Here is a 23310-nt window from a genome sequence, read left to right as displayed (position 1 = left end):
CGCTCACTGGCCCGCGCTGCGCCCCGCATAGGTGGCGAGGCGCGCGACGATCTGGTCGGCGAGATTCTCGGTCAGCCGTTCGAGCGCGGTCTGCTCGGCGGCGACGGTGGAATATTCGGAGCCGGTGACGTCGATGCCGGCATCGGCCGCGGCGGTCTGGTCGAGCAGAACGCCGCCGGTCGCTGCGTCGAGCAGGCGATAGCGCGCGCGCAGCGTCCGCCGCTCGCGGCTGACCGCATTGTCCTGGCGGATGCCGAAGCCGGTGATCTGGTCGTCGAGCTCGACTTCGAGCCGGAAGCGCGGCGTCGTCTCGCCCTGGCGGTGGAGCCGGTCGTTGAGCGCGTTGCGGATCAGCCAGCCGCTCTGCCCACCGACCGGCGCGACCTCGACCGCGCGCAGCGACGAGGCGACCGATCCGGCGCCGCCGTCGGCATAGAGTGGCCGGAGCGCGCAGCCGGGCAGCGCCGCGACCGCGCCGGCCAGGGCGATCAGGGCCGCCAGCCGCTTCATGCGACGATGTTCACCAGGCGGTCGGGAACGACGATCACCTTGCGCGGCGCGGCCCCTTCGAGCAGCCGGGTGATCTTCTCCGATTCGAGCGCCATCCGTTCGAGCGCGTCCTTGGGGGCGCCCTTGGGGGCGGTCAGCGTGTCGCGCAGCTTGCCGTTGACCTGCACCGCGATCGTCACCTCGTCGTCGACCAGCAGCGCGGGATCATGCGCCGGCCAGGCCGCATCGGCAACCAGCCCCTGCTCGCCGAGCCGGGCCCAGGCTTCTTCCGCCAGGTGCGGCACCATCGGCGCGACGAGGCGGACCAGCGCGCGCGCGGCGGCGGTGCGGCTGGCCGAGGGCGCGGCCTTCTCGATCGCGTTGGACAGCTCGTGGATCTTGGCGACGGCGCGGTTGAAGCCGAGCGCCTCGATGTCGGCGGCGATGCCGGCGATCGCCTTGTGGAGCTTACGGTCGAGATCCCGGTCCTCGCCGTCCCCGGCCTCGGAAACGTCGGTGATCCGCCACAGCCGGTTGACGAAGCGCCAGCAGCCCTCGATGCCGCTCTCGGTCCATTCGAGATCGCGCTCGGGCGGGCTGTCGGACAGCATGAACCAGCGTACCGCGTCCGCGCCGTACTGCTCGACGATCGGGGCCGGATCGACGACATTCTTCTTCGACTTGGACATCTTCTCGATGCGGCCGACCGTCGCCAGCGCGCCGGTCGCGACGACGATGCCGTCGGAGACCTCCTCGGGGCTCAGCCATTGGCCGGCCGGGTCCTTGTAGGTCTCGTGCGTCACCATGCCCTGGGTGAACAGGCCGGTGAACGGTTCCTTGACCCCGATCCTGCCGATCCGTTCGAGCGCGCGGGTCCAGAAGCGGGCGTAGAGCAGGTGGAGGATCGCATGCTCGACCCCGCCGATATACTGGCCGACCGGCATCCAGCTCTCCGCGACCGCGCGGTCGAACGGCTTGTCCGACGGCTGGCTGGCGAAGCGGATGAAATACCAGGAGGAATCGACGAAGGTGTCGAGCGTGTCGGTCTCGCGCCGCGCGGGCTTGCCGCAGCTTGGGCAGTCGACATGCTTCCAGGTCGGATGGCGGTCGAGCGGGTTGCCGGGGATGTCGAAGGCGACGTCCTCGGGCAGCACGACGGGCAGCTGGTCATGCGGCACGGGAACCGCGCCGCAGCCCTCGCAATGGATGATCGGGATCGGCGTGCCCCAATAGCGCTGGCGCGACACGCCCCAGTCGCGCAGCCGCCACACGGTGGTGCCCTGGCCCCAGCCCTCTGCCTCGGCGCGGGCGATCACCGCCGCCTTCGCCTCCTCGACCGACAGGCCGTCGAGGAAGGCCGAATTGACGATGCGGCCGGGCCCGACATAGGCCTCGTCGCCGATCGGCGCGGCGGCCTCCTCGGGGGAGGGAGCGACGACCCGCTTGACCGGCAGCGCATATTTGCGCGCGAAGTCGAGGTCGCGCTGGTCGTGCGCCGGGCAGCCGAACACCGCGCCGGTGCCATAGTCCATCAGCACGAAATTGGCGACGAACAGCGGCAGTTTCCAGTCGGGGTCGAGCGGGTGGACCACCGACAGGCCGGTGTCGTAGCCCTTCTTCTCGGCGGTCTCGATCTCGGCCGCGGCGGTGCCGGTGCGCTTGCAGTCGGCGATGAACGCCTGCAGCGCCGGGTTGCCCGCGCTCAACGCCTGCGCGATCGGGTGATCGGCGGCGATCGCGGCGAAGCTGGCGCCGAACATGGTGTCGGGCCGCGTCGTGAACACGTCGAAGCTGGTCAGGTCACCCGCAGGCGCATCCAATGCGAAGGTGAAGCGCATGCCCTGCGACTTGCCGATCCAGTTCTCCTGCATCGTCCGGACCTTTTCGGGCCACTGGTCGAGCGTCTCGAGGCCGTCGAGCAGGTCGTCGGCGAAATCGGTGATCTTGAGGAACCACTGGTTGAGCTTGCGCCGTTCGACCAGCGCGCCCGATCGCCAGCCGCGCCCGTCGATCACCTGCTCGTTGGCGAGCACGGTCATGTCGACCGGGTCCCAGTTGACCGCCGATTCCTTGCGGTAGACCAGGCCCGCCGCGTAGAGATCGAGGAACAGCGCCTGTTCCTGGCCGTAATAGTCGGGCTCGCAGGTCGCCAGCTCGCGGCTCCAGTCGAGTGCGAAGCCGATCCGCTTGAGCTGATCGCGCATCGCCGCGATGTTGGCGCGGGTCCAGTCGCCGGGATGGACCTTCTTCTCCATCGCCGCATTCTCGGCCGGCATGCCGAACGCGTCCCACCCCATCGGGTGGAGCACCTCGAAGCCCTTCATCCGCCGGTAGCGGGCGAGCACGTCGCCCATCGTATAGTTGCGGACATGGCCCATGTGGATGCGCCCCGACGGATAGGGGAACATCTCCAGCACATAGGATTTGGGCTTGGGACTGTCGTCGCGCGCCTGGAAGGTGCCCTGGCTTTCCCAGACCCCCTGCCAGTGCGCGTCCGCCTTGAGATGGTTGAAACGCGCGCTCACTCTGTATTCCGCTTCTATCCGACGCTGACGGTGGCGCGGCGCAGGTCGCGCGCCCTGGTCAGGATGATGTCTTCCAGCTTCTGCACCGTCGCCGCCTGGACCACGGCGTCGACCCAGTTGCCGTTCGACAGCACCTGGCGCTGCGCCGCGACGCGGACCGCGTCGGCGCGCAGGTCGGCGTCGAGGATGGTGACGGTCAGCTTCATGCGCTCGGCCGGCTGGTTGGGATTCACATACCAGTCGGTGACGATCACGCCGCCGTTCGAATCGGTCTGCAGCAGCGGCATGAAGCTCAGCGTCTCGAGCGACGCCTTCCACAGATAGGTGTTGATGCCAATCGTCGTGGTCTTGGCCGCCGCGACGTCGGAGGCGAACTGCGCCTTGTGGCGCCCGCCGCCGCAGCCGGCCAGCAGGGCGACGAAGGCGATGGCGGTCGCGGTGCGGAGGGTGCGGCTGGTCATGTCCGGGGCGTCCTTGGGGATCGATGTCTCGCGATGCCGGCCGTTATAGTCGGAACCCCCGGCCCCGCAAGCGATCTTGACAGGATATGGCGCCGCGCGCGGCCCCGGCTGTGGAGTCCGTGCAACAATGACTTTTTTTCTCGGCAAGCGGGGAAATTCGCCGAAACGCGGCTGGTATCGACTCGGCTGCGATGCTAGGGCGACTGAATATAGAATAAAATCGAGTTGCGCAGGATGATGGCAAAGGGGGTCCGAGGAGTGCTGATTGGCGCCGCTGCGGCTGCGTCCATGGCCTTCGTCGCGCCCGCCGACTCCGCCAAGCCCGCGCCCACCCCCAAGGTCAAGATCGACAAGAAGAAGGCCCGCGGAATCGGCTTCTTCACCCCGACCGCGTCGGACCCGCGCCAGGCCGCCTTGTTCGATCGCGTCGGCGGCAGCTTCAACGATCCCGGCTTCCGCTTCACGCCGTCGGGCGGCAGCAGCAAGCGCGCGGTGACCGTCGCGATCCGCGCCCGCTCCAGCAACAAGCCGAGCGCCGGCGCGCTCGCCGCCGCCAACAGCTCGAACATCGCCGCTGGCCTCGCCCCCAGCGCCTACAGCCTGGGCGCCTCGGTCGGCTGGAAGCATTTCGCGCTGTCGGGCGATTTCGCCAAGATCGATGGCGGCGCGGTGCCCGAGGGCCGCGAGATGGCCGATATCGGCCTGAGCTATTCGGGCCGCAAGTGGAGCACCCGCCTGCTGTTCGGCGCCGAGCGCGCCACCGGCAACGCCACGATCGGCGGCCCCGACGAGGCGATGTCGGTCGATCTGGGCGGCTCCTTCTCGCTGACCCGCAACCTCGAGCTGTCGGGCGGCGTCCGCTACAAGTCGCAGCGCGAGCGCCTCGACCTGAGCAGCGACCAGCGCCGCGACAGCCAGGCGATCTACATCGGAACCGCCTTCAAGTTCTGACGCCGGGCTGGCTTTTCGCTTTCTGATTTGATCGTCATGCCAGCGAAGGCTGGCATCCATGTCTGTACCCTTCTCAGATGCCGTCTGGCTGATGAGAGACATGGGCCCCAGCCTTCGCTGGGGCGACGTTCGTTAACTCACATCCAGGCATCGATCGCGGCCCAGCCATGGGCGCCGACCGCCATCGCCGCGCGGCCGCGCCGCCGGTCGACGCCGCCCAGCGCGATCACCGGCAGGCGGGTCGCCCGCGCCATCGCCGCGAAGCGCATCCGGCCGAGCGTCGGGGCGCCGGGGTGCGAGCGGGTGGGGTGGAGCGGCGACAGCAGCAGCGCCGCCGCGCCGGAGCGCTCGGCCGCGCGGATCTCGCGCAGGTTGTGGGCCGGGGCAGTGCCGGCGCGGGGCGGGCCCGGCCGGCGGTGATGCGCGCCGTCGGCGCCCCAGCGCCGTGCCTCCGCCTCATCGCCGGCCAGCAACAGGATCAGCCCGCGCCGGCGCGCGATCCGGCGGACCCGCTCGAACAGGCGGCGACGCTCCCGGTCCAGCAAGGATTTGTGGCGGAAGACGATCCCCGATCCCGGCGGCAGGCGGCGCAGCGCTGCCCACAGCGCCTCGCCCTGCCGCTCGTCGGTCATCATCCACAACGACGGAAGCTCGGGCTGGCGGGGCTGCATTCCGCCTCCTATAGCGTGGCCCATGTCCGATATCGACACCGCTTCCCGCCGCCTCGCCGACATCCGCGCGCGCATCGACCATGCTGCCGCGCTGGCCGACCGCGATCCTGCCGCGATCGAGCTGATCGCCATCTCCAAGACCAAGCCCGCCGAGGCCATCGCCCCGCTGATCGCGGCCGGCCAGATCGGCTTCGGCGAGAACCGGGTGCAGGAAGCCGAAACGAAATGGCCCGCACTCAGGGAAGGGCCATCGCTCCGCCTCCATCTGGTCGGGCAGCTCCAGTCGAACAAGGCCAAGGAAGCCGTCGCGCTGTTCGACGCGATCCATTCGGTCGACCGACCCTCGCTGATCGAGGCGCTGGCCAAGGCGATGGACGGCGCGGGGCGGCGGCCCGACTGCTTCGTCCAGGTCAATATCGGCGCCGAGGAGCAGAAGGGCGGCTGCGCGATCGACGAGCTGCCCGCGATCCTGGCGCGAGCGCGCGACGCAGGGCTGCCGGTCGCCGGACTGATGGCGGTACCCCCCGCCGATGTCGAGCCCGCGCCCTATTTCGCGCTGCTCGCCAAGCTGGCGAGGCGGCACGGGCTCGCCGGGCTCAGCATGGGCATGTCGGGCGACTTCGAGACCGCGGTGATGCTGGGCGCCACCCATGTCCGGGTCGGCACCGCACTGTTCGGCCCGCGCTGATCAAGGGGGCGCTGATCAGGTCGTGAAGCGCTCCAGCGGCCGGCGGCCGGCGATGGCGCGGCGCCGTTCGGGCAGGCGCGGCAGGCGGTGCGCCGCCCAGCGGAGCAGCCGCCATCCGGCAAAGGCGGGCAGGGCCGCATAGCGCCAGCGATAGCGGAACAGCGCGGCGCGATAGAAGGCGTTGCCCGGGGCGAGGCGGATCGCCTGGCGGGCGGGCTTCAGCGCCTCCTTGGTCCGGCCCGACAGCCAGAGCAGATGGCCGAGGACATGCTGGACATGGGCCTGCTCCGGATAGGTTGCCGCCAGCCGCTTCGCCAGCGCCAGCGCCGCCGGCCGGTCGCCTGCCTCGGCGAGCGCCAGGGCATAGGGCAGCGCATAGCCCCAGAAATCGCCTGACAGCTCACACGCGCTGGCGTGCGACGACAGGGCTTCGACGGCCTGTCCCGCCAGTGCGAGCCGCGATGCGAGGACATGGTGGACCAGATCGACGCCGGGCGCCGCCGCGACCGCGCGGCGCGCCAGCGCGATCCCCAGCCGGGCGCGCGAGGCGGGCTGGCGGCGGGCGAGCTCGCACAGATAGACCGGATCGGTCTTGCGCGCGGCCATCACCCGCCGGCGGAACGGCGTCGGCGCGAAGCTGCCGTCGAGCACCGACAGCACAAGCTCGGGCAGCAGGCCGGTCGATCCGAGGAAGGTCGTCGCCGGATGGGCGGCATGGCGGATCGGCACCGCCCGGCATCGCATGTCGCAGGCGATCCGGCGGACATGCTCGCCATCCTCGATCGTCGGATCATAGACGATGACGGGATCGGCGGCGCAGCGGATCGGGCGATCCGGCTCGCCGCGCCAGTCGATCCGCCGGGCGTCCTCGGGCCAGCGCCATTCGAACGGCACCTTGGCCGGATCGTTCGAATATTGCGGCGAGATCGCGACGCAGCCATGCGCGCCCAGCGCGTCGGCGAAGCGGATCGCGGCATAGCCGCCCATGCTGGACCCATAGGTGATCACCCGGTCGGCGCGGAGCAGCGCCGATCGCGCGGCGGTGAGGGCCGCGTCCATGTCGGGATATTGGTACCAGTCGTTGCCGCGGCCGAGGACGGTGATCAGCGATATGCCGCGCGCCGCCAGGAACTCCTCGCCGAAGCCGGGCCGGTCGAAGCTGCCGGTGATCCCATAATGGTCGAAGGTGACGACCCAGTGCTTCCGGCACCGGCCGCCGCGCTTGCGCACGAGCAACGTGTCGCTGCGATAGATCTCCATGCCCCGCCCGTGCCAAGCCGGAGCGGCGCGCGCGACAGGAGCTTCGTCGGCGGGCGAACGGGCGAATGGGCGAGCGGGATGGCCGCCCGGCCCGTCAGTTGCGGAACCATCGCGCCGCGGCGAACCACAGCGCCACGCCGGTGCCGACCAGCAGGCTGAACCCCGTCACCGCCCAGAAGGATAGCGGGTGATGGGCATAGGGGATGCCGTCGACGTTCATCCCGAACAGGCCGGTGACGAAGGTCAGTGGCAGGAAGATCATCGCGACGATCGCGATGATCAGCGATCGGCGGTCGATCTTCTCGGCGCGCAGGTCGGTGATCTGCTCGTGGAGCAACGCCGATCGCTCGCGCACCGCCTCCAGCTCCTCGGCCATGCGCGCGAAGCGGTCGGCGGCCTCGCGCAGGTGGATGCGGTCGTCGTCCTCGATCCAGTCGAGTTCGAGCAGCGCCATCGCCTCGAGCGCCTGGCGCTGCGGCACGATGAAACGGCGATAGCTGATCGCGGTCGAGCGCGCCTTGGCGATGTGGCGGCGCAGGTGGAAGGTCTCGGACGACAAGGCCAGCTCGCAATCGTCGACCTGGTCGCCCAGGTCGGCGACTACCGGATCGAGATGGCGGGCGATCTGCACCGCCAGCGCCGCGATCAGGTCGCCGGGGTCGAGGAACTCGCCCTTGTCCATCCGGTCGCGCAGGTCCTCCAGCCCCGCCATCCGGCGATAGCTGACCGACACCAGCCGCCCGCGCTCGGCCCAGATGCGGATCGAGACCAGCTCGTCGCCCTCGTCCTGCTCGTCGCCGTGGCGTGGCCCGCGCAGGTTGATGATCACCCCGTCATGGAGCGGCTGGCAGCGCGGCCGGGTCTCGGCGGTGGTCAGGTTGAACCGCGCCGTCGGCGGCAGCCCGTGCGATTCGTCGTCCAGCCAGCACATCGCCTGCGCGTCGCGCCCGTCGAGATGGATCCAGCGGAACTGCCCCGCGCCTTCCTGCCCGATGGTCCAGCCCGGCGTCATGCGAATCCCAGGTCGATCGAGAGCCCCGGCCCCGGCGCGGCCGGCGGCGCGGCGCAGGCGTGCCGCGCGGCGTCGGCGCGGGCGCGGGCGAGGATCGCGGGCGGCGCGTCGGGACGGTGGTAGAGCCGGTCGGCCTGGCCGAGCAGCCGCGCCTCGCCCAGCGTCAGGTCGTCGGGATCGGCCGATCGCAGCCGGATCGTCACGATCCGGTCCGCTGCCTCGGCATGACCGGCGGCGAGCCAGCCGCCGACCGCATCGGCCGCGCCGTTGCCGAGCGGATCGAGCGGTCCGCCCTCGGCCAGCCCGCCGTCGATCGCGCGGCGTCGGCCGTCGGCATCGGGCCAGCGGGTGCGAATATGCGCGCGCGCCGCGAACAGAGCCTCGGCCAGCGCGCCCAGCCCGGCGGGGAGCAGCGCCTCGATCCGCTGGCGCAGCGCCTTGGCAAGCCCCGCCGATCGCCCGCCGGTGCCGATCGCGACCAGCACCGGATCGCGGTCGACGATCGCGGGCAGGGTGAAGTCGCACAGTGCCGGCCGGTCGGCGACGTTGACGATCAGGCCGCGCGCCCTGAGCCGCGCTGCCGCCGCCTCGGCGTCCGCATCGTCGGCGCAGGCGACGAAGGCGAGGCGCGCCTCGCGGCCCTCGCCCTCCGCCTCGTCGATCGGCCGGCCGCCCGCACGCTCGATCAGCCGCCGCTTCGCCTCGGCGGCTTCGCCCTCGCCCAGCAGGACGACGGGCCGGCCGCGAAGATCGACGAAGATCGGCAGGCTGTGCATCGCACGCCTTGTCGCGCGCGGACCGGCTTTTGCCAAGCTGCTTCGCGTGGCAGAGGGGAGGGACGCAACCGGAAGGATGACCATGGCGAACAAACGCAGGCTCGGCCGCTTCTCGATCAACCCCATCGGCCTCGGCTGCATGAGCCTCAGCCAGGCCTATGGCCCGCAGCCCGACGAGGCGGCCTCCGAACGGCTGCTCCACCGCGCGCTCGATCTCGGCTGCGACTTCCTCGACACCGCCGCGATCTATGGCGACGGACATAACGAGACGCTGGTCGGCCGCACGCTCAAGGCGCGCCGCGCCGAATTCACGCTCGCATCGAAATGCGGCTTCCGCGTCACGGCCGAGAATCCGCGCGTCGTCGACGGATCGCCCGCCTCGGTCGCGGAGACGCTCGACGCCAGCCTGCGGCGGCTCGGGCTCGACCATATCGACCTCTATTATCTCCACCGGCCCGATCCCAGGACGCCGATCGAGGAGTCGGTCGGCGCGCTCGCCCGCGCGGTCGAGGCGGGCAAGATCGGCGCGATCGGCCTGTCGGAGGTGTCGGCCGACCAGCTCCGCCGCGCCCATGCCGCGCATCCGGTGACCGCGCTGCAGACCGAATATTCGCTGTGGACGCGCAATCCCGAGATCGCCGTGCTCGACGCCTGCCGCGAGCTCGGCGTGACCTTCGTCGCCTTCTCGCCGGTGGCGCGCGGCTTCCTCGCCGGGGCGTTCGAAACGCCCCGGATGCTGGGCCGCGACGACATCCGCGCCGGCATGCCGCGCTTCCAGGGCGACGACTTTGTACGGAACCAGGCGCTCTATAGTCCATACAAAGCGATCGCCGAGGCGGCCGGATGCACCCCGGCGCAGCTCGCGCTCGCCTGGCTGCTCCATCGCGATCCGGCGCTGGTGACGATCCCCGGCACCCACGACATCGCGCATCTCGAGGAGAATATGGCCGCGAACCAGATTCGCCTGTCGCCCGACCAGATGGCCGCGCTCGACGCGCTGGTGAATCAGGAGACGGTGTCCGGCGGGCGCTACAACGCCGCGCAGCAGGCGACCGTCATGACCGAGGAATTCGCGTAGTCGAGTACATCACGTCACTCCTGCGAAGGCAGGGGTGACGTCCAGTGATGGGATCAGACCAGCGTCCGGATGAACGCCCGCACCGAATCGGCGATCTCGGGCCGCTCCAGCGCCAGCGCGATGTTCGCCTGGATGAAGCCGGCATTGTCGCCGCAATCGTGGCGCTCGCCGTCGAAGGTCAGAGCGTGGAAGGGCTGGGTGCCGATCAGCTTGGCCATCGCGTCGGTGAGCTGGATCTCGCCGCCGGCGCCGCGCTCGCCCTTGTCGAGCAGCGCGAAGATCTCGGGCTGGAGGATGTAGCGGCCGACGATGGCGAGGCGCGAGGGGGCGGTGCCCGCCGCCGGTTTCTCGACCATCTTGCGCACCTCGGTCACCGCGCCCTCGGCGGCGCCGGGATCGACGATGCCATATTTGTGGGTCTGGTCCTCGGGCACCTCGAGCACCGCGACGACGTTGCCGCCGGTGCGCGCATAGGTGTCGGCCATCTGCTTCAGGCAGGGCGACGCCGGGTTCCACAGCAGCTCGTCGGGCAGCAGCACCGCGAACGGCTCGTCGCCGACCAGGTCGCGCGCGCAGGCGACGGCATGGCCGAGGCCCAGCATCTGCTGCTGGCGGACGAAGGCGGCCTTGCCGGGCGACAGCCGGGTCGCTTCGAGCTTGTCGAGGAAGCTCGTCTTGTTCTTGGCGGCGAGATCGCTCTCGATCTCATAGGCCGAGTCGAAATAGTCCTCGATCGCATATTTGTTGCGGCCGGTGACGAAGATCATCTGCTCGATCCCCGCCGCGCGCGCCTCGTCGACGGCGTACTGGATCAGCGGCCGGTCGACGACCGGCAGCATCTCCTTGGGGACGGCCTTGGTGGCGGGCAGGAAGCGGGTGCCGAAACCGGCGACGGGAAAGATGGCCTTGCGGACGGGCTTCATGCGGGCTCCCTCTATGGCGGCTCCGGGACGGTATGATGAACCGCCGGCCCGGATATCCCTAAATCTTCACACCCACGGCGGGAGCTTGTCCGCCGCGATCAGCGCCTCGATCGGCTGCCTCTCCCGGACGACCGCCCATTGGTCCCCGTTCACCAGCACCTCGGGCGTCAGCGCGCGCGAGTTATAGGTGTTGGCCATCGTCGCCCCATAGGCTCCCGCCGTCATGAAGGTGACGAGGTCGCCGGGACCGACGGCGTCCATCGCCCGCTTCTTGGCGAAACTGTCGCCGCTTTCACAGATGGGGCCGACGATGTTGGCCGTCATTGCCGCACCGTTCGGCGTAACCGCGCGGATATCGTGCCAGGCGTCGTAGAGGCTGGGCCGCATCAGGTCGTTCATCGCCGCGTCGACGATGACGAACGGATCGGTGACGCCGGGCTTGACCCGGATCACCCGCGACAGCAGCACCCCGGCATTGCCGACGATCACCCGGCCGGGCTCGAAGACCAGCCGCGTGTTCCAGCCCGCCGTCACCTCGCGCACCATCGCGCCATAGGCGTCGGGCAGCGGCGGCACCGGCTTGGCCGGGTCGTAGGGGACGCCGAGGCCGCCGCCCAGGTCGGCGGTGACGATGCGGTGCCCGGCGGCGCGCAGTTCGGCGATCAGCGCGCCGATCTTCTCGAAGGCGGCGCGCGACGGGCCGAGGTCGGTGAGCTGGCTGCCGATGTGGACCGCGACGCCGCGGACGTCGAGCCCGGGCAACTCGGCCGCGCGCGCATAGGCGGCGATCGCGCGGTCATAGGCGACGCCGAATTTGTCCTCCGACCCGCCGGTCGAGATCTTGGCGTGGGTGCCCGCGATCACGTTCGGGTTGATGCGGAAGGCGACCGGCGCGCGCCGGCCCGTCGCCGCCGCGACCTCGGAGAGCATCTCGGCCTCGGGCTCGGATTCGATGTTGAACTGGAAGATGCCCTGTTCGAGGCCGAGCCGCATCTCCGCCTCGGTCTTGCCGACGCCCGAGAAGACGATCTTGTCGGCGGGGATGCCGGCGGCGCGCGCGCGCAGCAGCTCGCCGCCCGACACCACGTCGGCGCCGAGCCCGGCCCTGGCGAGCGTCGCCAGCACCGCGCGGTTGGGATTGGCCTTCACCGCGAAGGCGATCAGCGGCCCCTCGGGCCCCGATTCGACTGCGGCGAGCGCGGCCTTGAACACCGCGACATGCCGCTCGATCGTCGCGGTCGAATAGACATAGACCGGCGTCCCCACCGCCTCGGCGATCGCGGGCAGCGCCACGTCCTCGGCGTGGAGGACGCCGTCCTTCAGGTTGAAATGGTCCATGTCGTTTCCGTTGTCCGTCGCGGTGTCGGCGTCATCCCGGCGGAGGCCGGGATCTCAGGAGATGGGGTGGCCGATCCTCTCCCGAGATCCCGGCCTCCGCCGGGATGACGCTGGTGGAGGGGGCTCTCCCGCCTCAGCCCGGCGGGGGCAGGTTGAAGCGGTCGTCGGGGCGCTCCTCCGACCGGCGCAGCACGTCGTCGCTGCGGCCGGGGCGCGTCTCGACCGGCGGGGTGAGCAGCGCCGGCACGTCGGGCTGGGTCGCGGCGGTCGCCGGCTTGGGCGGCAGGCTGTGCCCCTCGGCCGGGTGCAGCGCGTCGCGCTTGCCGCAGGCGGCGAGCGCCAGCAGCGCGGTCGCGGCGAGAAGGGTGCGCATGTTCATCCCTCGATCCCCAGGGCGGCCTTGGCTTCGGCGATGCGGGCGCGGACCTGGTCGGGGGCGGTGCCGCCATAGCTCGCCCGGCTGGCGACCGAGGCGTCGACCGACAGCGCCTGGTAGACGCGCTCGTCGATCCGTTCGTCGATCGCCTTCAGCGCCTCGATCGGCAGCTTGTCGAGCGCCACGCCCTCGCGCTCGGCCAGCTTCACCGCGGTGCCGGTGATGTGGTGCGCCTCGCGGAACGGGATGTCGGCGATCCGCACCAGCCAGTCGGCGAGGTCGGTCGCGGTCGAGAAGCCCTGTTCGGCGGCCTGGCGCAGGCGCGGGGCGACGAACTCGACCGTCTCGACCATCCCGGTCATCGCCGCGATCGACAGGGCGAGCAGGTCGTGCGCCTCGAACACCGGCGGCTTGTCGTCCTGCATGTCCTTCGAATAGGCGAGCGGCAGGCCCTTCATCGTCATCACCAGCGCGGTCATGCAGCCGGCGATCCGCCCCGAATGGCCGCGCACCAGCTCGGCCGCGTCGGGGTTGCGCTTCTGCGGCATGATCGACGAGCCGGTCGAATAGCTGTCGGGCAGCTTGACGAAGCCATAGGGCTGGCTCGCCCAGATGATGAACTCCTCGGCCAGCCGCGACAGGTGCAGGCTGAGCTGGGTCGCCGCCATCAGATAGTCGAGCGCGAAGTCCCGGTCGCTCACCGAATCGAGCGAGTTGCGGGTCGGCGCGTCGAAGCCGAGCGCCGCCGCCGTCATGTGCCGGTCGATCGGGAAGCCGGTGCCGGCGAGCGCCGCCGAGCCGAGCGGGCAGCGGTTGAGCCGGTCGCGGGCGTCGGCGAAGCGGCTGCGGTCGCGGGCGATCATCTCGTGATAGGCCATCAGGTGATGGCCGAGCGTCACCGGCTGGGCGACCTGGAGATGGGTGAAGCCCGGCATCACGCTGGCGGCATGCTCCGACGCGCGGGTGACGAGCGCGACCTGCAGCGCGACAAGGCCCGCCTCGACCGAATCGATCGCGTCGCGGACCCACAGGCGGAAGTCGGTCGCGACCTGGTCGTTGCGCGAGCGGGCGGTGTGGAGCCGGCCGGCGGGCGCGCCGATCAGCTCGGCGAGGCGCCCCTCGGTCGCCATGTGGATGTCCTCGAGCGCGAGGTCGACCGGCACGCCCTGCTCGGCATATTCGGCGGCGACCGCGTCGAGACCCCTGGAAATCTCGGCCGCATCGGCCTCGGTCACGATCTTCTGCTTCGCCAGCATGGCGACATGCGCCTTCGATCCGGCGATGTCTTGTTGCCAAAGCCGCTTGTCGAACGGGATGGACGCGTTAATTTCGCGCATCACCGCGGCGGGCCCTTCTGCGAAGCGCCCTCCCCACATCTTGTTGGAGTTGTCCGTGCGGCCGTTGATCGCCTGTCTCCTCGCTTTGGCGCTGGCCGCCTGCGATAGTAAACCGAACGACGCCCCGCAAGGCGGCGTGCCCGCCGAATCGGTCGGCCGGGTCGATATTTCGCAACGCGGGAAGGAGATGCCCGCCATCCCCTTCGCCGACGAGAAGGGCGGCCCGGCGACGCTGACCCAGTTCCGGGGCAAGCCGCTGATGGTCAACCTGTGGGCGACCTGGTGCGCGCCGTGCATCGCCGAGATGCCGACGCTCGACAGGATGGCGGCCGAGGACGACCGCTTCCGGCTGATCACCGTCAGCGAGGACCTGGAGGGCGCCAAGGCGGTCGAGCCCTTCTTCAAGGAGAAAGGCTTCAAGGCGCTGACCCGCCATAGCGACCAGCAGAACGTGCTGATGACCGCGCTCGGCACCGAGACGCTGCCGACCACCGTGTTCTACGACGCCAAGGGCAAGGAGCTGTGGCGCGTCTACGGGATGATGGACTGGAACGGCGCGCCGGCGAAGAAGCTGATCGGCGACGCTGTCGGGGGGTAGGACACCTTCCCCCGCCGTCACCCCGGCGGAGGCCGGGGTCTCAGGAGATGGGGTTCCGCGCTAACCTCCCGAGATGCCGGCCTCCGCCGGCATGACGGTGAGAGGGGGTTACGGCACCCGGTACATCGCGCAGAGCTTGTTGCCGTCGGGATCGCGCAGATAGGCGAGGTAGAGCTTGAACGCGCCCATGTCGCGCACGCCGGGCGCATCCTCGCAGCTCGTGCCGCCGTTGGCGACGCCGGCCGCATGCCAGCGGTCGGCCTGCTCGGGCGAGTCGGCGGCGAAACCGATCGTGCCGCCATTGGCGTGGCAGGCGGACTTGCCGTCGATCGGCTTGGTCACCCCGAACATGCCGTTGGGCGCCGCCCAGAAGATGCGGTTCTTGCCCGGATCGTCGCGGCCCGGCTTGACGCCGAGCGTGCCGAGCACGGCATCGTAGAATTTCTTGGAGGCCTCGAGGTCGTCGGTACCGACCATGATGTGGCTGAACACGCGTCTCTCCTTTTCGACAGGTGGTGCCGTGGCTGATTGCACCAGCCCCGGCGCGATGTCGATGCCGTGATGGGCCCTCGCGGCTGCCTGCACCGGCATCCGTTCTTGAAATGCAACGACCGGCTGCCGATCTCTCACCCATGACGATGCGCCAGCCCAGCTTCTACATCCCGCATGGCGGGGGACCCTGTTTCTTCATGGACGATCCCGCCGGCACCTGGACCGGGATGGAGGCGTTCCTGCGGAGCCTGCCCGAGCGGCTGCCCGAGCGGCCGCGCGCGATCCTGATCGTCTCGGGTCATTGGGAGACCGATGGCTTCCGCTTCTCGGCCTCGCCGCGCCCGCCGCTGATCTTCGACTATTACAACTTCCCGCCGCACACCTATGCGCTGACATGGCCCGCCCCCGGCGATCCGGCGCTGGCCGAGCGGGCCGCCGGGCTGCTCCGCGCCGCCGGCCATCCGGCCGCGACCGATCCCGATCGCGGCATCGACCATGGCGTGTTCGTGCCGCTCAAGGTCGCCTTTCCCGACGCCGACGTCCCCGTGGTCGAAATGTCGCTCGACCACGGGCTCGACCCGGTGATCGCTTATCGGGTCGGCCGCGCGTTGCGCCCGCTGCGCGACGAAGGCGTGCTGGTCATCGGCGCGGGGATGAGCTTCCACAACCTGCGCGCCTATCGCGACGACCGCGCGACCGAGCCGTCGCTGGCGTTCGACGACTGGCTGGCCGGCGCGGTCGAGGGCGACGCGGCGGGCCGCGAGGGACGGCTGGGCGGCTGGGCCGATGCCCCCGCCGCGCGCTTCGCCCATCCGCGCGAGGAACATCTGCTGCCGCTGATGGTCGCGGCCGGCGCCTCCGACGGCCCCGGATCGCGCATCTATGGCGAGCTGGTGATGGACACGATGATCTCCGGGTTCAGGTTCGATTGATGGGATGACGGCAAAAGGAACCAGCGCCGCGCCGGTTCATTTTCCTGTGGCAATCGTCCGCGCGCTGCGCGATCGATCGCCGGAATATCGAAGGGGAAGCACCGAGTGAGCGAATCCGAAGAACCGCGGCGTTTCCGTTTCGAGGACGGCAGCTTCCTCGCCCTCGTCCTGATCGTCACGGTTGCTTTCGCGATGGTGATCGCGCCCTTCTTCGGCGCGATCCTCTGGGGGCTCGTCCTCGCGCTGATGTTCAGCCCGGTCCACCGCCGCATCCTCGACCGGATGCCGGGCCGCTCGAACGTCGCGGCGCTGATCACCCTGCTGATCATCATCCTGATCGTGATCCTGCCCGCCGCCTTCCTCGGATCGGCGATGATCCAGGAATTCCTGCATGTCTACGCGATGGTCCAGTCGGGCCAGATCGACATCGCCCGGATGTTCGAGCAGATGACCGGCGCGCTGCCCGACTGGGCGTCCCATTGGCTGGCGGCGCGCGGCCTGACCGATTTCGCCGCCGCGCGGCAACAGATCAGTGAGACGCTCAGCGGCAGCTTCAGCGCGATCGCCGCCCACGCGTTGCAGGTCGGGCAGGGGGCGCTCAACCTCGTCCTGATGCTAGGCGTGATGCTCTACCTGACCTTCTTCCTGATCCGCGACGGCGAGGAACTGGCGCGCCGGGTGATCGAATCGATCCCGCTCGATCCCGACCGGCGGCGCGCGGTGATCCGCAACTTCACCGTCGTCACCCGCGCGACGATCAAGGGCAGCCTGATCGTCGCGATCGTCCAGGGCTTCACCGGCGGCGTCACCTTCGCGCTGCTCGGCATCGAAGGGGCGCTGCTGTGGGGGACGATGATGGCGATCTTCTCGCTGATCCCGGCGATCGGCTGCGGCATCGTCTGGGTGCCGGTCGCGCTCTACCTGTTCGCCACCGGCGCGGTGGTGAAGGGGATCATCCTGGTCGTCGCGGGTGCGCTGGTGATCGGGTCGATCGACAATGTGCTGCGTCCGCTGCTGGTCGGCCGCGACACCCGCATGCCCGACTATGTCGTGCTGATCTCGACGCTGGGCGGGCTCCAGCTGTTCGGTTTCCACGGCTTCATCGTCGGGCCGGTGGTCGCCGCGCTGTTCATCGGCACCTGGAACATCGTCACCGAGCAGCGCCGCGCCGCGAGCCGCTGACCGGGCGCGGTCAGCGCTCGGCGATCAGCTTTCGGCGATTTCGGGAGCGTGGAAGGGCGGGTTCATCCGCTCGCGCCGGCGCTGGCGGTGTCGCCGCCACAGCAGCCAGAGCAGCAGGCAGGTGCCGGGGATCGGGAAGGCGATCATCAGCTCGGTCTTGTAGGGCGCCAGCGCCGCGATGATGCGGTCGACGGTCGGCCCGAACAGATAGCCGATCGTGGTGAACACCGCCGACCAGAGCAGCGCCGCGACGATGTTGAGTATCGCGAAGCGGCGCAGCGGGATCGTCGACAGCCCGATCGCGATCGGACTGACCGTGCGGAAGCCGTAGACGAAGCGGAAGGCGAGGATGAAGCCGGTGGGATAGCGTTCGATGAAGCCGACCGCCTTGGCGAAGGCCGGCTTCTGCCGGACGTGGACGACGAACGGCCGGTCGCGGAAGCGGCGGCCGATCTGGAAGAAGATCTGGTCGGCGACGACCGCGCCGAAGGCGGTGGCGAGGAAGGCGGCCCAGAGCGGGAACAGCGCGCGATGCGCCATCACCCCGCCGGCGATCGCCGCGGTCTCGCCCTCGAAACCCGCGCCGAGCGCGATCGCCCAGGGGCCGATCGCCCCGACGAGCTGTCCGAAATCCATCCATCCACCTGCGCGGCCGCCCCGAGGCGGGGACCATAGCGGGGCGGGGCGGGCGCGTCATGGAAGATTGTCCCGTCGTTCGTCATGCCGGCCTCCGCCGGCATGACGAGATAGGATGTGTTGATACGGTCACCCGGTTGCCCCGGGCCGATGCGGTCATTACATCGGCGGCTTCACTGCAAAGGGCTCCAGATGCTTGCCGTCCTGTTAGAGATCGTCGCCTATCTGCTCGGCGCGCTGACCTGGGTGATCATCATCCAGGCGATCCTGTCCTGGCTGGTCGCGTTCAACGTGATCAACACCTATAATGATTTCGTCCGGCAGGTGCTCTACGCGCTCAACGTGATCACCGAGCCGATCTACCGGCCGATCCGCCGCATCCTTCCCGACTTCGGCGCGCTCGACCTGTCGCCGCTGGTCGCGCTGCTGATCATCAACATCCTCACCCGGATCGTCATACCGCACGCCCAGGCGCAGGCGATGATGGCCGGGGTCTGAAAATCGGGGACCCCTGGACGGCGGTTGCCGACGGGATTCACCTCGCGGTTCGCGCCAGCCCCAAGGCCGGGCGCGATTCGATCGAGGGGGTCGTCACCGCCGCCGACGGGCGGCATTGGCTTTCGGTCAAGCTCGCCGCCGCGCCCAGCGACGGGGCGGCGAACGAGGCGCTGGTGCGGCTGGTCGCCAAGGCGCTGGGCGTCGCCAAGCGCGACGTGACGCTGGCCAGCGGCGCGACCTCGCGGCTAAAGAGGCTCCATGTTTCGGGCGATCCCGCCGCGCTGGCGGCCGCCCTTCAACGCATGATCGAATAGGATGGAACGGGTGGGCATGAACGGGGCTGAGATCATCGACGGCAAGGCCTATGCGGCGGGCTTGCGCGCCCGGGTCGCCACGGCGGTTCCGGCCTTCCGCGTCGCCGCCGGCCGCGCGCCCGGCCTCGCCGTGGTGCTGGTCGGCGAGGACGCGGCGAGCCAAGTCTATGTCCGTTCGAAGCACAAGGCGACCGTCGAGGCGGGGATGGAGAGCTTCGAGCACCGCCTGCCGGCGACCGCGAGCGAGACGGAGCTGCTCGCCCTGGTCGAGCGGCTCAACGCCGACGACCGGGTCGACGGCATCCTCGTCCAGCTGCCGCTGCCGCCGCACATCGACGAGAAAAAGGTGATCGCGACGATCGATCCCGACAAGGACGTCGACGGCTTCCACGTCGTCAACGCCGGGCGGCTGGCGGTGGGCGAGGCGGGCTATGTGCCGTGCACCCCGCTCGGCTGCCTGATGCTGCTCAAGGACCGGCGCGGCGACCTGTCGGGGCTGGAGGCGGTGGTGATCGGCCGCTCGAACATCGTCGGCAAGCCGATGGCGGCGCTGCTGCTCGCCGAGAATTGCACGGTGACGATCGCGCACAGCCGCACCCGCGACCTGGCCGAGGTGGTGCGCCGCGCCGATATCGTCGTCGCGGCGGTCGGCCGGCCCGAGATGGTCAGGGGCGACTGGATTCGCCCCGGCGCGACGGTGATCGACGTCGGCATCAACCGCGTGCCGGGCGTCGAGCCGGGCAAGACCCGGCTGGTCGGCGATGTCGCCTTCGCCGAGGCGGCGGCGGTCGCTGGCGCGATCACCCCGGTCCCCGGCGGGGTCGGGCCGATGACCATCGCGGTGCTGCTGCGCAACACGCTGGTCGCCGCGCACCGCCGCGCCGGCGTCGCGCTGCCGGAGGGCGCGATCGGATGATCGCCCTGTTCCTGTCGGCGTTCGTCACCCTGTTCGTGGTGATCGATCCGCCCGGCTGCGCCCCGATCTTCGCCGGGCTGACCCGCGACGCCCCGGCCGGCCAGCGGCGGTCGATGGCGATCCGGTCGACCCTGATCGCGACGGTGCTGCTGTTCCTGTTCGCGCTGGTGGGGGAGAAGCTGCTCGACACGCTCGGCATCAGCCTCGACGCCTTCCGCATCGCCGGCGGCATCATGCTGTTCCTGATCGCGCTCGAGATGGTGTTCGAGAAGCGCACCGAGCGGCGCGAGGGCCGCGCCGACGAGATCAGCCGCAAGGCCGCCGAGGAACGCCGCCCGATCGAGGACATCTCGGTCTTCCCGATGGCGATCCCGATGATCGCCGGGCCGGGCTCGATCGCCACGGTCATGCTGCTGGTGTCGCGCAGTAACGGCATCGAGCAGACGATCCTGGTGCTGGGCGCGCTGCTCGCGGTGCTGGCGCTGACCATGGCCGCCTTGCTCGCCGCCGGGCCGATCATGCGGGTGCTGGGGCCCAAGCTGGAGGCGATGATCACCCGGGTGCTCGGCGTGCTGCTCGCTGCCCTTGCCGCGCAGTTCGTGATCGACGGGATCAGCGCGGCCTTCGGCCTGCGCTGATCCGCCGGTTCAGTCGATCCGCCGCCACAGGCGGAAGGGCGAATTGCCGGGCAGCTCGACCGGCTCCAGCCAGCCGGGAATCTTCCCGTCCATCAGCTGGGTGTAGAAGCCGTGCGGCGCACGCGCCTTGTAGATGGTCGATTCGGCCATGCCCGGGCAGAGCAGCAGCATCGTCGCGCCGCGGCGCTTCATCACCGCATGCGCCACCTCGGGCGATGTCGCGCGGAAGCTGTGCTGGACGTCGAGGATCGCGTCGCCGTTGCGGTGATAGGGGCCGGCGACCGCGCTGTGCCGGGTCATGGCGATCAGCCGCGGCCCCAGGTCGATGAAGGTCAGCATCGTCGCGGCAGGCAGCCGGTCGAGCTGGGCGAGCGCGGGCAGGGTGGTGCAGCGGCGCGGCTGGCGATCGGCTTCGGCGCGCGCCTTTTCCTTGCGGACCTCCTTGGCGGGCTTGGGGATCATCGCCACGAACTGGGCGACCTGCCCCGACAGCGCGAAGAAGACCACCAGCGTGCCGCCGACCCGGACCAGCGACGATGCCGAATCGAGCAGCCGGGGCAGCAGCCGCCAGCCGAGCGCGGCGGCGCCATAGACGCCCAGAAGCTGCGCCTGCGGGCCGAAGCGCGATTGCCAGGCGAGCCCCGCCGTCGCCAGCAGGCTGAGCAGCGCGATCGTCGCCCAGACCGGGGCCTGCTCGGTGCGCCGCGCCTGCCAGAAGGCGGCGATCGCCCCCGCCGTGCCGATCAGCGGCAGCCAGGCGGTCTGCAGCGCGTCGCGCCACGGCTTGGTGGTGAGCGGCTTCACCTCGCGGATATTGTCGAACCACAGCAGCTTGAGCTCGGGCGAGATGCTCTCGGGCGCGCCGAGGCATTGCGGGAAGCTGAGCGCGAAGAAGACGGCGATGGCCGCGCCCGCGGCGGCCAGCGCGGCGAGCCGCCACCACGGCCCCCGGATGGCGGCGAGCGACAGTCCCAGCATCAGCGCCGAGGTCAGCAGCAGCGTCGACAGATAGACCGGCGACAGCACGTCGCACATCATCCGCCGGTTGTCGTAGGAGGCGAAGCCGGCGAAGGCGAGCGCGCAGCCGCCGCCCAGCGCCACCGCATAGGCGCGCAGCCGGCCTGCCTGTTCGCGGTCCCAGGCCCAGCGCAGCGCGATCGACGCGCCCGCCACCGCCATCATCGGGATCAGTTCGAGGCCGATGCCGAGCGACACCGCCGTGGCGAGGCCCGCGACGGTGCCGCCGCGCTGCGGGTGGCGGTCGGCGATCCCGGCGACGACCAGCGCCAGCATCGCGAGCTGCCAGCCATGATGGTCGATGCGCAGCGGCATCCACATGAACAGCGTCGTCTGCGCGCACATCAGCACCGCGAAGGCGATCGGATAGGCGCGCGGGTGGATGGTCCGCCGCACCGTCAGCACGATCGCCCACAGCGCCGGCGCCAGCGCCAGCAGCGGCGCCACCGCGCAGGCGATCCGCTCGGCGGTGAACTCGCCGACCAGCGGGCGGAAGACCAGGATCATCGCCGCGATCGGCAGGTCGACGATCCGCGACCAATGGACGTTGAGGCCGCCCGGCGGGGCGAGCTTGTACTGGCGCAGGTCGAACCAGGCCTGCCCGCCGAGCCAGGCCTTGACCTCGGCGAGCCGGAGATTGTCGTCGGTGTCGCTCAGCGCCAGCCAGCGGACCTGGCCCCAGCGATAATAGAGGAGATAGGCGCAGGCCCCCAGGAACATCAGCCAGAAGACGGTGCGCCAGCGGCGCTCGATCCAGTCCATCAGCCGATCTTCGAACTGCGCGTCGTTCCGGTCCTGCATCGGGCCCCGATTACAGCATTTTCAGGAAAAGTGGATACCGGTTTTCCGTCTGGAAAGGCGTAAAGAAGCGCAGGTCTCCGGGCGCCTGGCCCGTTCGCCGCGATCGGCCGAAGGCCGGCGCCCGTCCCGTTCGTTCGGGCGAGGTTCAGCTTGGCCATGCTGTGTTCGGCCCATCCGGGAACGGATACGAAGGGAACGGACTGGCAATTTCCACCCTTCGGGAGGCGCTCCTTCGGGGTTCCCTTTCCCCGGGGAGCGTGTTCCCGCCGGGCGGCGTCTTTGCCGATGGCATTCCCTTGGCCCCCTTTTGGTCATCCCGGCGAAAGCCGGGATGTGGAGTCACGTTTGAAGTGCACCGGTTGAGATTTTGAGGAATGCCTCGGCGGGGGTTAGGAAGCCAAGGCATTTTCTGGGTGTGTTGTTGAGCTGGTCGACGTGCGCGCGCAGCTGTTTGGCGGTGAGCGTTTCGAGGTTGGTTTTGCGTGGCAGGGGGCGGCGGAGCCTGCCGATGGTGTTTTCGACGCCGCCCTTTTGCCAAGGGCTTCGGACATCGCAAAAGAAGGTGGTGACACCGAGTGATTGGTGCAGCCGATAATGCTCGGCGAACTCGGTGCCGTTGTCGAAGCTGATAGTTTTTCGCAGATGCTGGGGGATATGCCGGAGGTTTCCGGCGATCCGGCATGCGGTCAGCCTGGCCCGGCGATGGGGCAATTTTTCGACGATGGTGAAGCGGGTCTGCCGTTCATGAAGGACGAGCAGGTTGTGGCCATATTTGGCGAAGAGCATGTAGTCGGCTTCCCAATGGCCTGGCTGGGTCCGTGTGTCGGCTTCGGTCGGCCTCTCCTGGATCGGCCGGCGCTGCTTGATGAAGCTGGCGGAGCTGCCGCCGCGCTTGCCGAAATGTCCGCGCCGACTCTTTCGGCGAGGCAGGAGCCGGTGCCAATAATCCTTCTGCGCCGAGCGGTGGTAGATGAACCGATAGATTGACTCATGGCTGACGGTGGGACCATTTAAGAGGGTCAGTCGGCCTGCGATCTGTTCGGGAGAGCTTCCCATCGCAAGGCCGTTTTCCACGATCTTTCGCAGGTCCGGCTGGCGCTCCAGCTTGAAGCGGCAATCCCATTCCCGCCGCCTGGCGGCCAGTTCATGGGCGCGACGCGGGTTGTAGCCACCCAGCCAGATCTTGGTCTGCCGGCTATTACGCTTGAGTTCACGGCCAACCGTCGTGTGATGCCGGCCAATCGCGTCCCCGATCTCACGCGAAGATTTACCGTCTGCATGCAGACGGTAAATCTCGATACGCTCGTCAAGGCCGAGCTGCCTGTAGCTTCTTCCCATCGCGCTTCCACCTTACCAGGTGGTGCACTTCATCTGTGAGTCCGCCGAATCTCACTTCTCTAC

General features: G+C 69.7%; 25 protein-coding genes. 10 read left to right on the top strand and 15 right to left on the bottom strand.

Annotation, left to right across the window (positions count from 1 at the left end):
• Nucleotides 1-3 precede the first annotated feature (3 nt).
• From lptE to HRJ34_RS18995, 3 genes are read right to left on the bottom strand one after another with little or no spacing between them, the layout of a single operon-like run.
• The gene (gene lptE / locus HRJ34_RS19005; protein ID WP_012049054.1) at nucleotides 4-510 is read right to left on the bottom strand and encodes an LPS assembly lipoprotein LptE; all 507 of its coding nucleotides are present in this window, start codon (nucleotides 508-510) and stop codon (nucleotides 4-6) included.
• Nucleotides 507-3014, bottom strand: a complete 2508-nt coding sequence (gene leuS, locus HRJ34_RS19000) for a leucine--tRNA ligase (protein ID WP_208632123.1) — start codon at nucleotides 3012-3014, stop codon at nucleotides 507-509. Before leuS ends, lptE begins: the two co-directional genes overlap by 4 nt.
• Nucleotides 3015-3028: 14 nt before the next feature.
• A complete protein-coding gene (locus HRJ34_RS18995; protein ID WP_016745389.1) occupies nucleotides 3029-3475 on the bottom strand; it encodes a DUF3576 domain-containing protein in 447 nt (148 codons plus the stop codon).
• A 288-nt stretch (nucleotides 3476-3763) separates the two neighbouring features.
• Between HRJ34_RS18995 and HRJ34_RS18990 the strand changes: the two genes are divergently transcribed.
• Nucleotides 3764-4426 carry a porin gene (locus tag HRJ34_RS18990; protein ID WP_016745388.1) on the top strand — a complete coding sequence of 221 codons (663 nt, stop codon included), beginning with the start codon at nucleotides 3764-3766 and terminating at the stop codon, nucleotides 4424-4426.
• A 137-nt stretch (nucleotides 4427-4563) separates the two neighbouring features.
• Here the strand turns inward: HRJ34_RS18990 and HRJ34_RS18985 are convergent, their stop codons facing one another.
• A complete protein-coding gene (locus tag HRJ34_RS18985; protein ID WP_208632122.1) occupies nucleotides 4564-5097 on the bottom strand; it encodes a thiamine phosphate synthase in 534 nt (177 codons plus the stop codon).
• A 22-nt stretch (nucleotides 5098-5119) separates the two neighbouring features.
• Between HRJ34_RS18985 and HRJ34_RS18980 the strand changes: the two genes are divergently transcribed.
• On the top strand, nucleotides 5120-5785 hold the full coding sequence (locus HRJ34_RS18980; RefSeq protein ID WP_208632121.1) for a YggS family pyridoxal phosphate-dependent enzyme: 666 nt from the start codon (nucleotides 5120-5122) through the stop codon (nucleotides 5783-5785).
• 15 nt (nucleotides 5786-5800) lie between these two features.
• Here HRJ34_RS18980 and HRJ34_RS18975 read toward each other — a convergent pair whose 3' ends face one another.
• The 3 genes from HRJ34_RS18975 to HRJ34_RS18965 form a co-directional block, all read right to left on the bottom strand.
• Entirely contained in the window at nucleotides 5801-7045 is a 1245-nt protein-coding gene (locus tag HRJ34_RS18975) for an alpha/beta fold hydrolase (RefSeq protein WP_208632120.1), read from the bottom strand.
• A 94-nt stretch (nucleotides 7046-7139) separates the two neighbouring features.
• Nucleotides 7140-8057 carry a zinc transporter ZntB gene (locus HRJ34_RS18970; protein ID WP_012049061.1) on the bottom strand — a complete coding sequence of 306 codons (918 nt, stop codon included), beginning with the start codon at nucleotides 8055-8057 and terminating at the stop codon, nucleotides 7140-7142.
• Nucleotides 8054-8833 (bottom strand): precorrin-2 dehydrogenase/sirohydrochlorin ferrochelatase family protein, encoded by a 780-nt coding sequence (locus HRJ34_RS18965; protein ID WP_041379285.1) that lies wholly within the window; start codon nucleotides 8831-8833, stop codon nucleotides 8054-8056. Before HRJ34_RS18965 ends, HRJ34_RS18970 begins: the two co-directional genes overlap by 4 nt.
• 82 nt (nucleotides 8834-8915) lie before the next feature.
• Between HRJ34_RS18965 and HRJ34_RS18960 the strand changes: the two genes are divergently transcribed.
• Nucleotides 8916-9911 carry an aldo/keto reductase gene (locus tag HRJ34_RS18960; protein WP_016745629.1) on the top strand — a complete coding sequence of 332 codons (996 nt, stop codon included), beginning with the start codon at nucleotides 8916-8918 and terminating at the stop codon, nucleotides 9909-9911.
• 53 nt (nucleotides 9912-9964) lie between these two features.
• Here HRJ34_RS18960 and galU read toward each other — a convergent pair whose 3' ends face one another.
• From galU to argH, 4 genes are all read right to left on the bottom strand, one after another.
• Nucleotides 9965-10834 (bottom strand): UTP--glucose-1-phosphate uridylyltransferase GalU, encoded by an 870-nt coding sequence (gene galU / locus HRJ34_RS18955; RefSeq protein ID WP_012049063.1) that lies wholly within the window; start codon nucleotides 10832-10834, stop codon nucleotides 9965-9967.
• 66 nt (nucleotides 10835-10900) lie between these two features.
• A complete protein-coding gene (gene lysA, locus HRJ34_RS18950; RefSeq protein ID WP_012049064.1) occupies nucleotides 10901-12172 on the bottom strand; it encodes a diaminopimelate decarboxylase in 1272 nt (423 codons plus the stop codon).
• A 133-nt stretch (nucleotides 12173-12305) separates the two neighbouring features.
• Nucleotides 12306-12551 (bottom strand): hypothetical protein, encoded by a 246-nt coding sequence (locus HRJ34_RS18945; RefSeq protein WP_012049065.1) that lies wholly within the window; start codon nucleotides 12549-12551, stop codon nucleotides 12306-12308.
• Nucleotides 12548-13924 carry an argininosuccinate lyase gene (gene argH / locus HRJ34_RS18940; protein WP_012049066.1) on the bottom strand — a complete coding sequence of 459 codons (1377 nt, stop codon included), beginning with the start codon at nucleotides 13922-13924 and terminating at the stop codon, nucleotides 12548-12550. The genes HRJ34_RS18945 and argH overlap by 4 nt, the downstream gene beginning before the upstream one ends.
• Nucleotides 13925-13940: 16 nt before the next feature.
• On the opposite strand from argH, the gene HRJ34_RS18935 reads away from it, so the two are divergent.
• Nucleotides 13941-14483 carry a TlpA family protein disulfide reductase gene (locus tag HRJ34_RS18935; RefSeq protein ID WP_226948635.1) on the top strand — a complete coding sequence of 181 codons (543 nt, stop codon included), beginning with the start codon at nucleotides 13941-13943 and terminating at the stop codon, nucleotides 14481-14483.
• Nucleotides 14484-14591: 108 nt separating this feature from the next.
• On the opposite strand, the gene HRJ34_RS18930 is transcribed toward HRJ34_RS18935, so the two are convergent.
• A complete protein-coding gene (locus HRJ34_RS18930; protein ID WP_012049068.1) occupies nucleotides 14592-14975 on the bottom strand; it encodes a VOC family protein in 384 nt (127 codons plus the stop codon).
• A 110-nt stretch (nucleotides 14976-15085) separates the two neighbouring features.
• Between HRJ34_RS18930 and HRJ34_RS18925 the strand changes: the two genes are divergently transcribed.
• Together HRJ34_RS18925 and HRJ34_RS18920 are read left to right on the top strand one after the other, a co-directional pair.
• Nucleotides 15086-15907, top strand: coding sequence for a DODA-type extradiol aromatic ring-opening family dioxygenase (locus HRJ34_RS18925; protein ID WP_208632119.1), 822 nt, complete (start codon nucleotides 15086-15088; stop codon nucleotides 15905-15907).
• Between the two features lie 105 nt (nucleotides 15908-16012).
• The gene (locus tag HRJ34_RS18920) at nucleotides 16013-17089 is read left to right on the top strand and encodes an AI-2E family transporter (protein ID WP_012049070.1); all 1077 of its coding nucleotides are present in this window, start codon (nucleotides 16013-16015) and stop codon (nucleotides 17087-17089) included.
• Nucleotides 17090-17113: 24 nt separating this feature from the next.
• Here the strand turns inward: HRJ34_RS18920 and HRJ34_RS18915 are convergent, their stop codons facing one another.
• Nucleotides 17114-17725: a DedA family protein gene (locus HRJ34_RS18915; RefSeq protein ID WP_012049071.1), complete on the bottom strand. Its 612-nt coding sequence runs from the start codon at nucleotides 17723-17725 to the stop codon at nucleotides 17114-17116.
• A gap of 192 nt (nucleotides 17726-17917) precedes the next feature.
• Here HRJ34_RS18915 and HRJ34_RS18910 point away from each other — a divergent pair, with 192 nt between their 5' ends.
• From HRJ34_RS18910 to HRJ34_RS18895, 4 genes are read left to right on the top strand one after another with little or no spacing between them, the layout of a single operon-like run.
• Complete coding sequence (locus HRJ34_RS18910; protein WP_012049072.1) at nucleotides 17918-18223, top strand: YggT family protein; 306 nt, start codon at nucleotides 17918-17920, stop codon at nucleotides 18221-18223.
• Complete coding sequence (locus tag HRJ34_RS18905; RefSeq protein ID WP_319025642.1) at nucleotides 18220-18537, top strand: DUF167 family protein; 318 nt, start codon at nucleotides 18220-18222, stop codon at nucleotides 18535-18537. Before HRJ34_RS18910 ends, HRJ34_RS18905 begins: the two co-directional genes overlap by 4 nt.
• A gap of 1 nt (nucleotide 18538) precedes the next feature.
• On the top strand, nucleotides 18539-19453 hold the full coding sequence (gene folD / locus HRJ34_RS18900) for a bifunctional methylenetetrahydrofolate dehydrogenase/methenyltetrahydrofolate cyclohydrolase FolD (RefSeq protein ID WP_208632118.1): 915 nt from the start codon (nucleotides 18539-18541) through the stop codon (nucleotides 19451-19453).
• Nucleotides 19450-20091: a MarC family protein gene (locus HRJ34_RS18895; protein ID WP_016745632.1), complete on the top strand. Its 642-nt coding sequence runs from the start codon at nucleotides 19450-19452 to the stop codon at nucleotides 20089-20091. Before folD ends, HRJ34_RS18895 begins: the two co-directional genes overlap by 4 nt.
• Nucleotides 20092-20100: 9 nt before the next feature.
• On the opposite strand, the gene HRJ34_RS18890 is transcribed toward HRJ34_RS18895, so the two are convergent.
• Complete coding sequence (locus HRJ34_RS18890; protein ID WP_208632117.1) at nucleotides 20101-21909, bottom strand: AcrB/AcrD/AcrF family protein; 1809 nt, start codon at nucleotides 21907-21909, stop codon at nucleotides 20101-20103.
• A gap of 339 nt (nucleotides 21910-22248) precedes the next feature.
• Nucleotides 22249-23247, bottom strand: coding sequence for an IS30 family transposase (locus HRJ34_RS18885; RefSeq protein ID WP_208632066.1), 999 nt, complete (start codon nucleotides 23245-23247; stop codon nucleotides 22249-22251).
• Nucleotides 23248-23310: the final 63 nt, after the last annotated feature.

The organism is Rhizorhabdus wittichii (assembly GCF_017607425.1).
Lineage (GTDB): Bacteria > Pseudomonadota > Alphaproteobacteria > Sphingomonadales > Sphingomonadaceae > Rhizorhabdus > Rhizorhabdus wittichii.
Note: the sequence above shows the minus strand (reverse complement) of the source record. Positions and strands in the feature narration are given on the sequence as shown.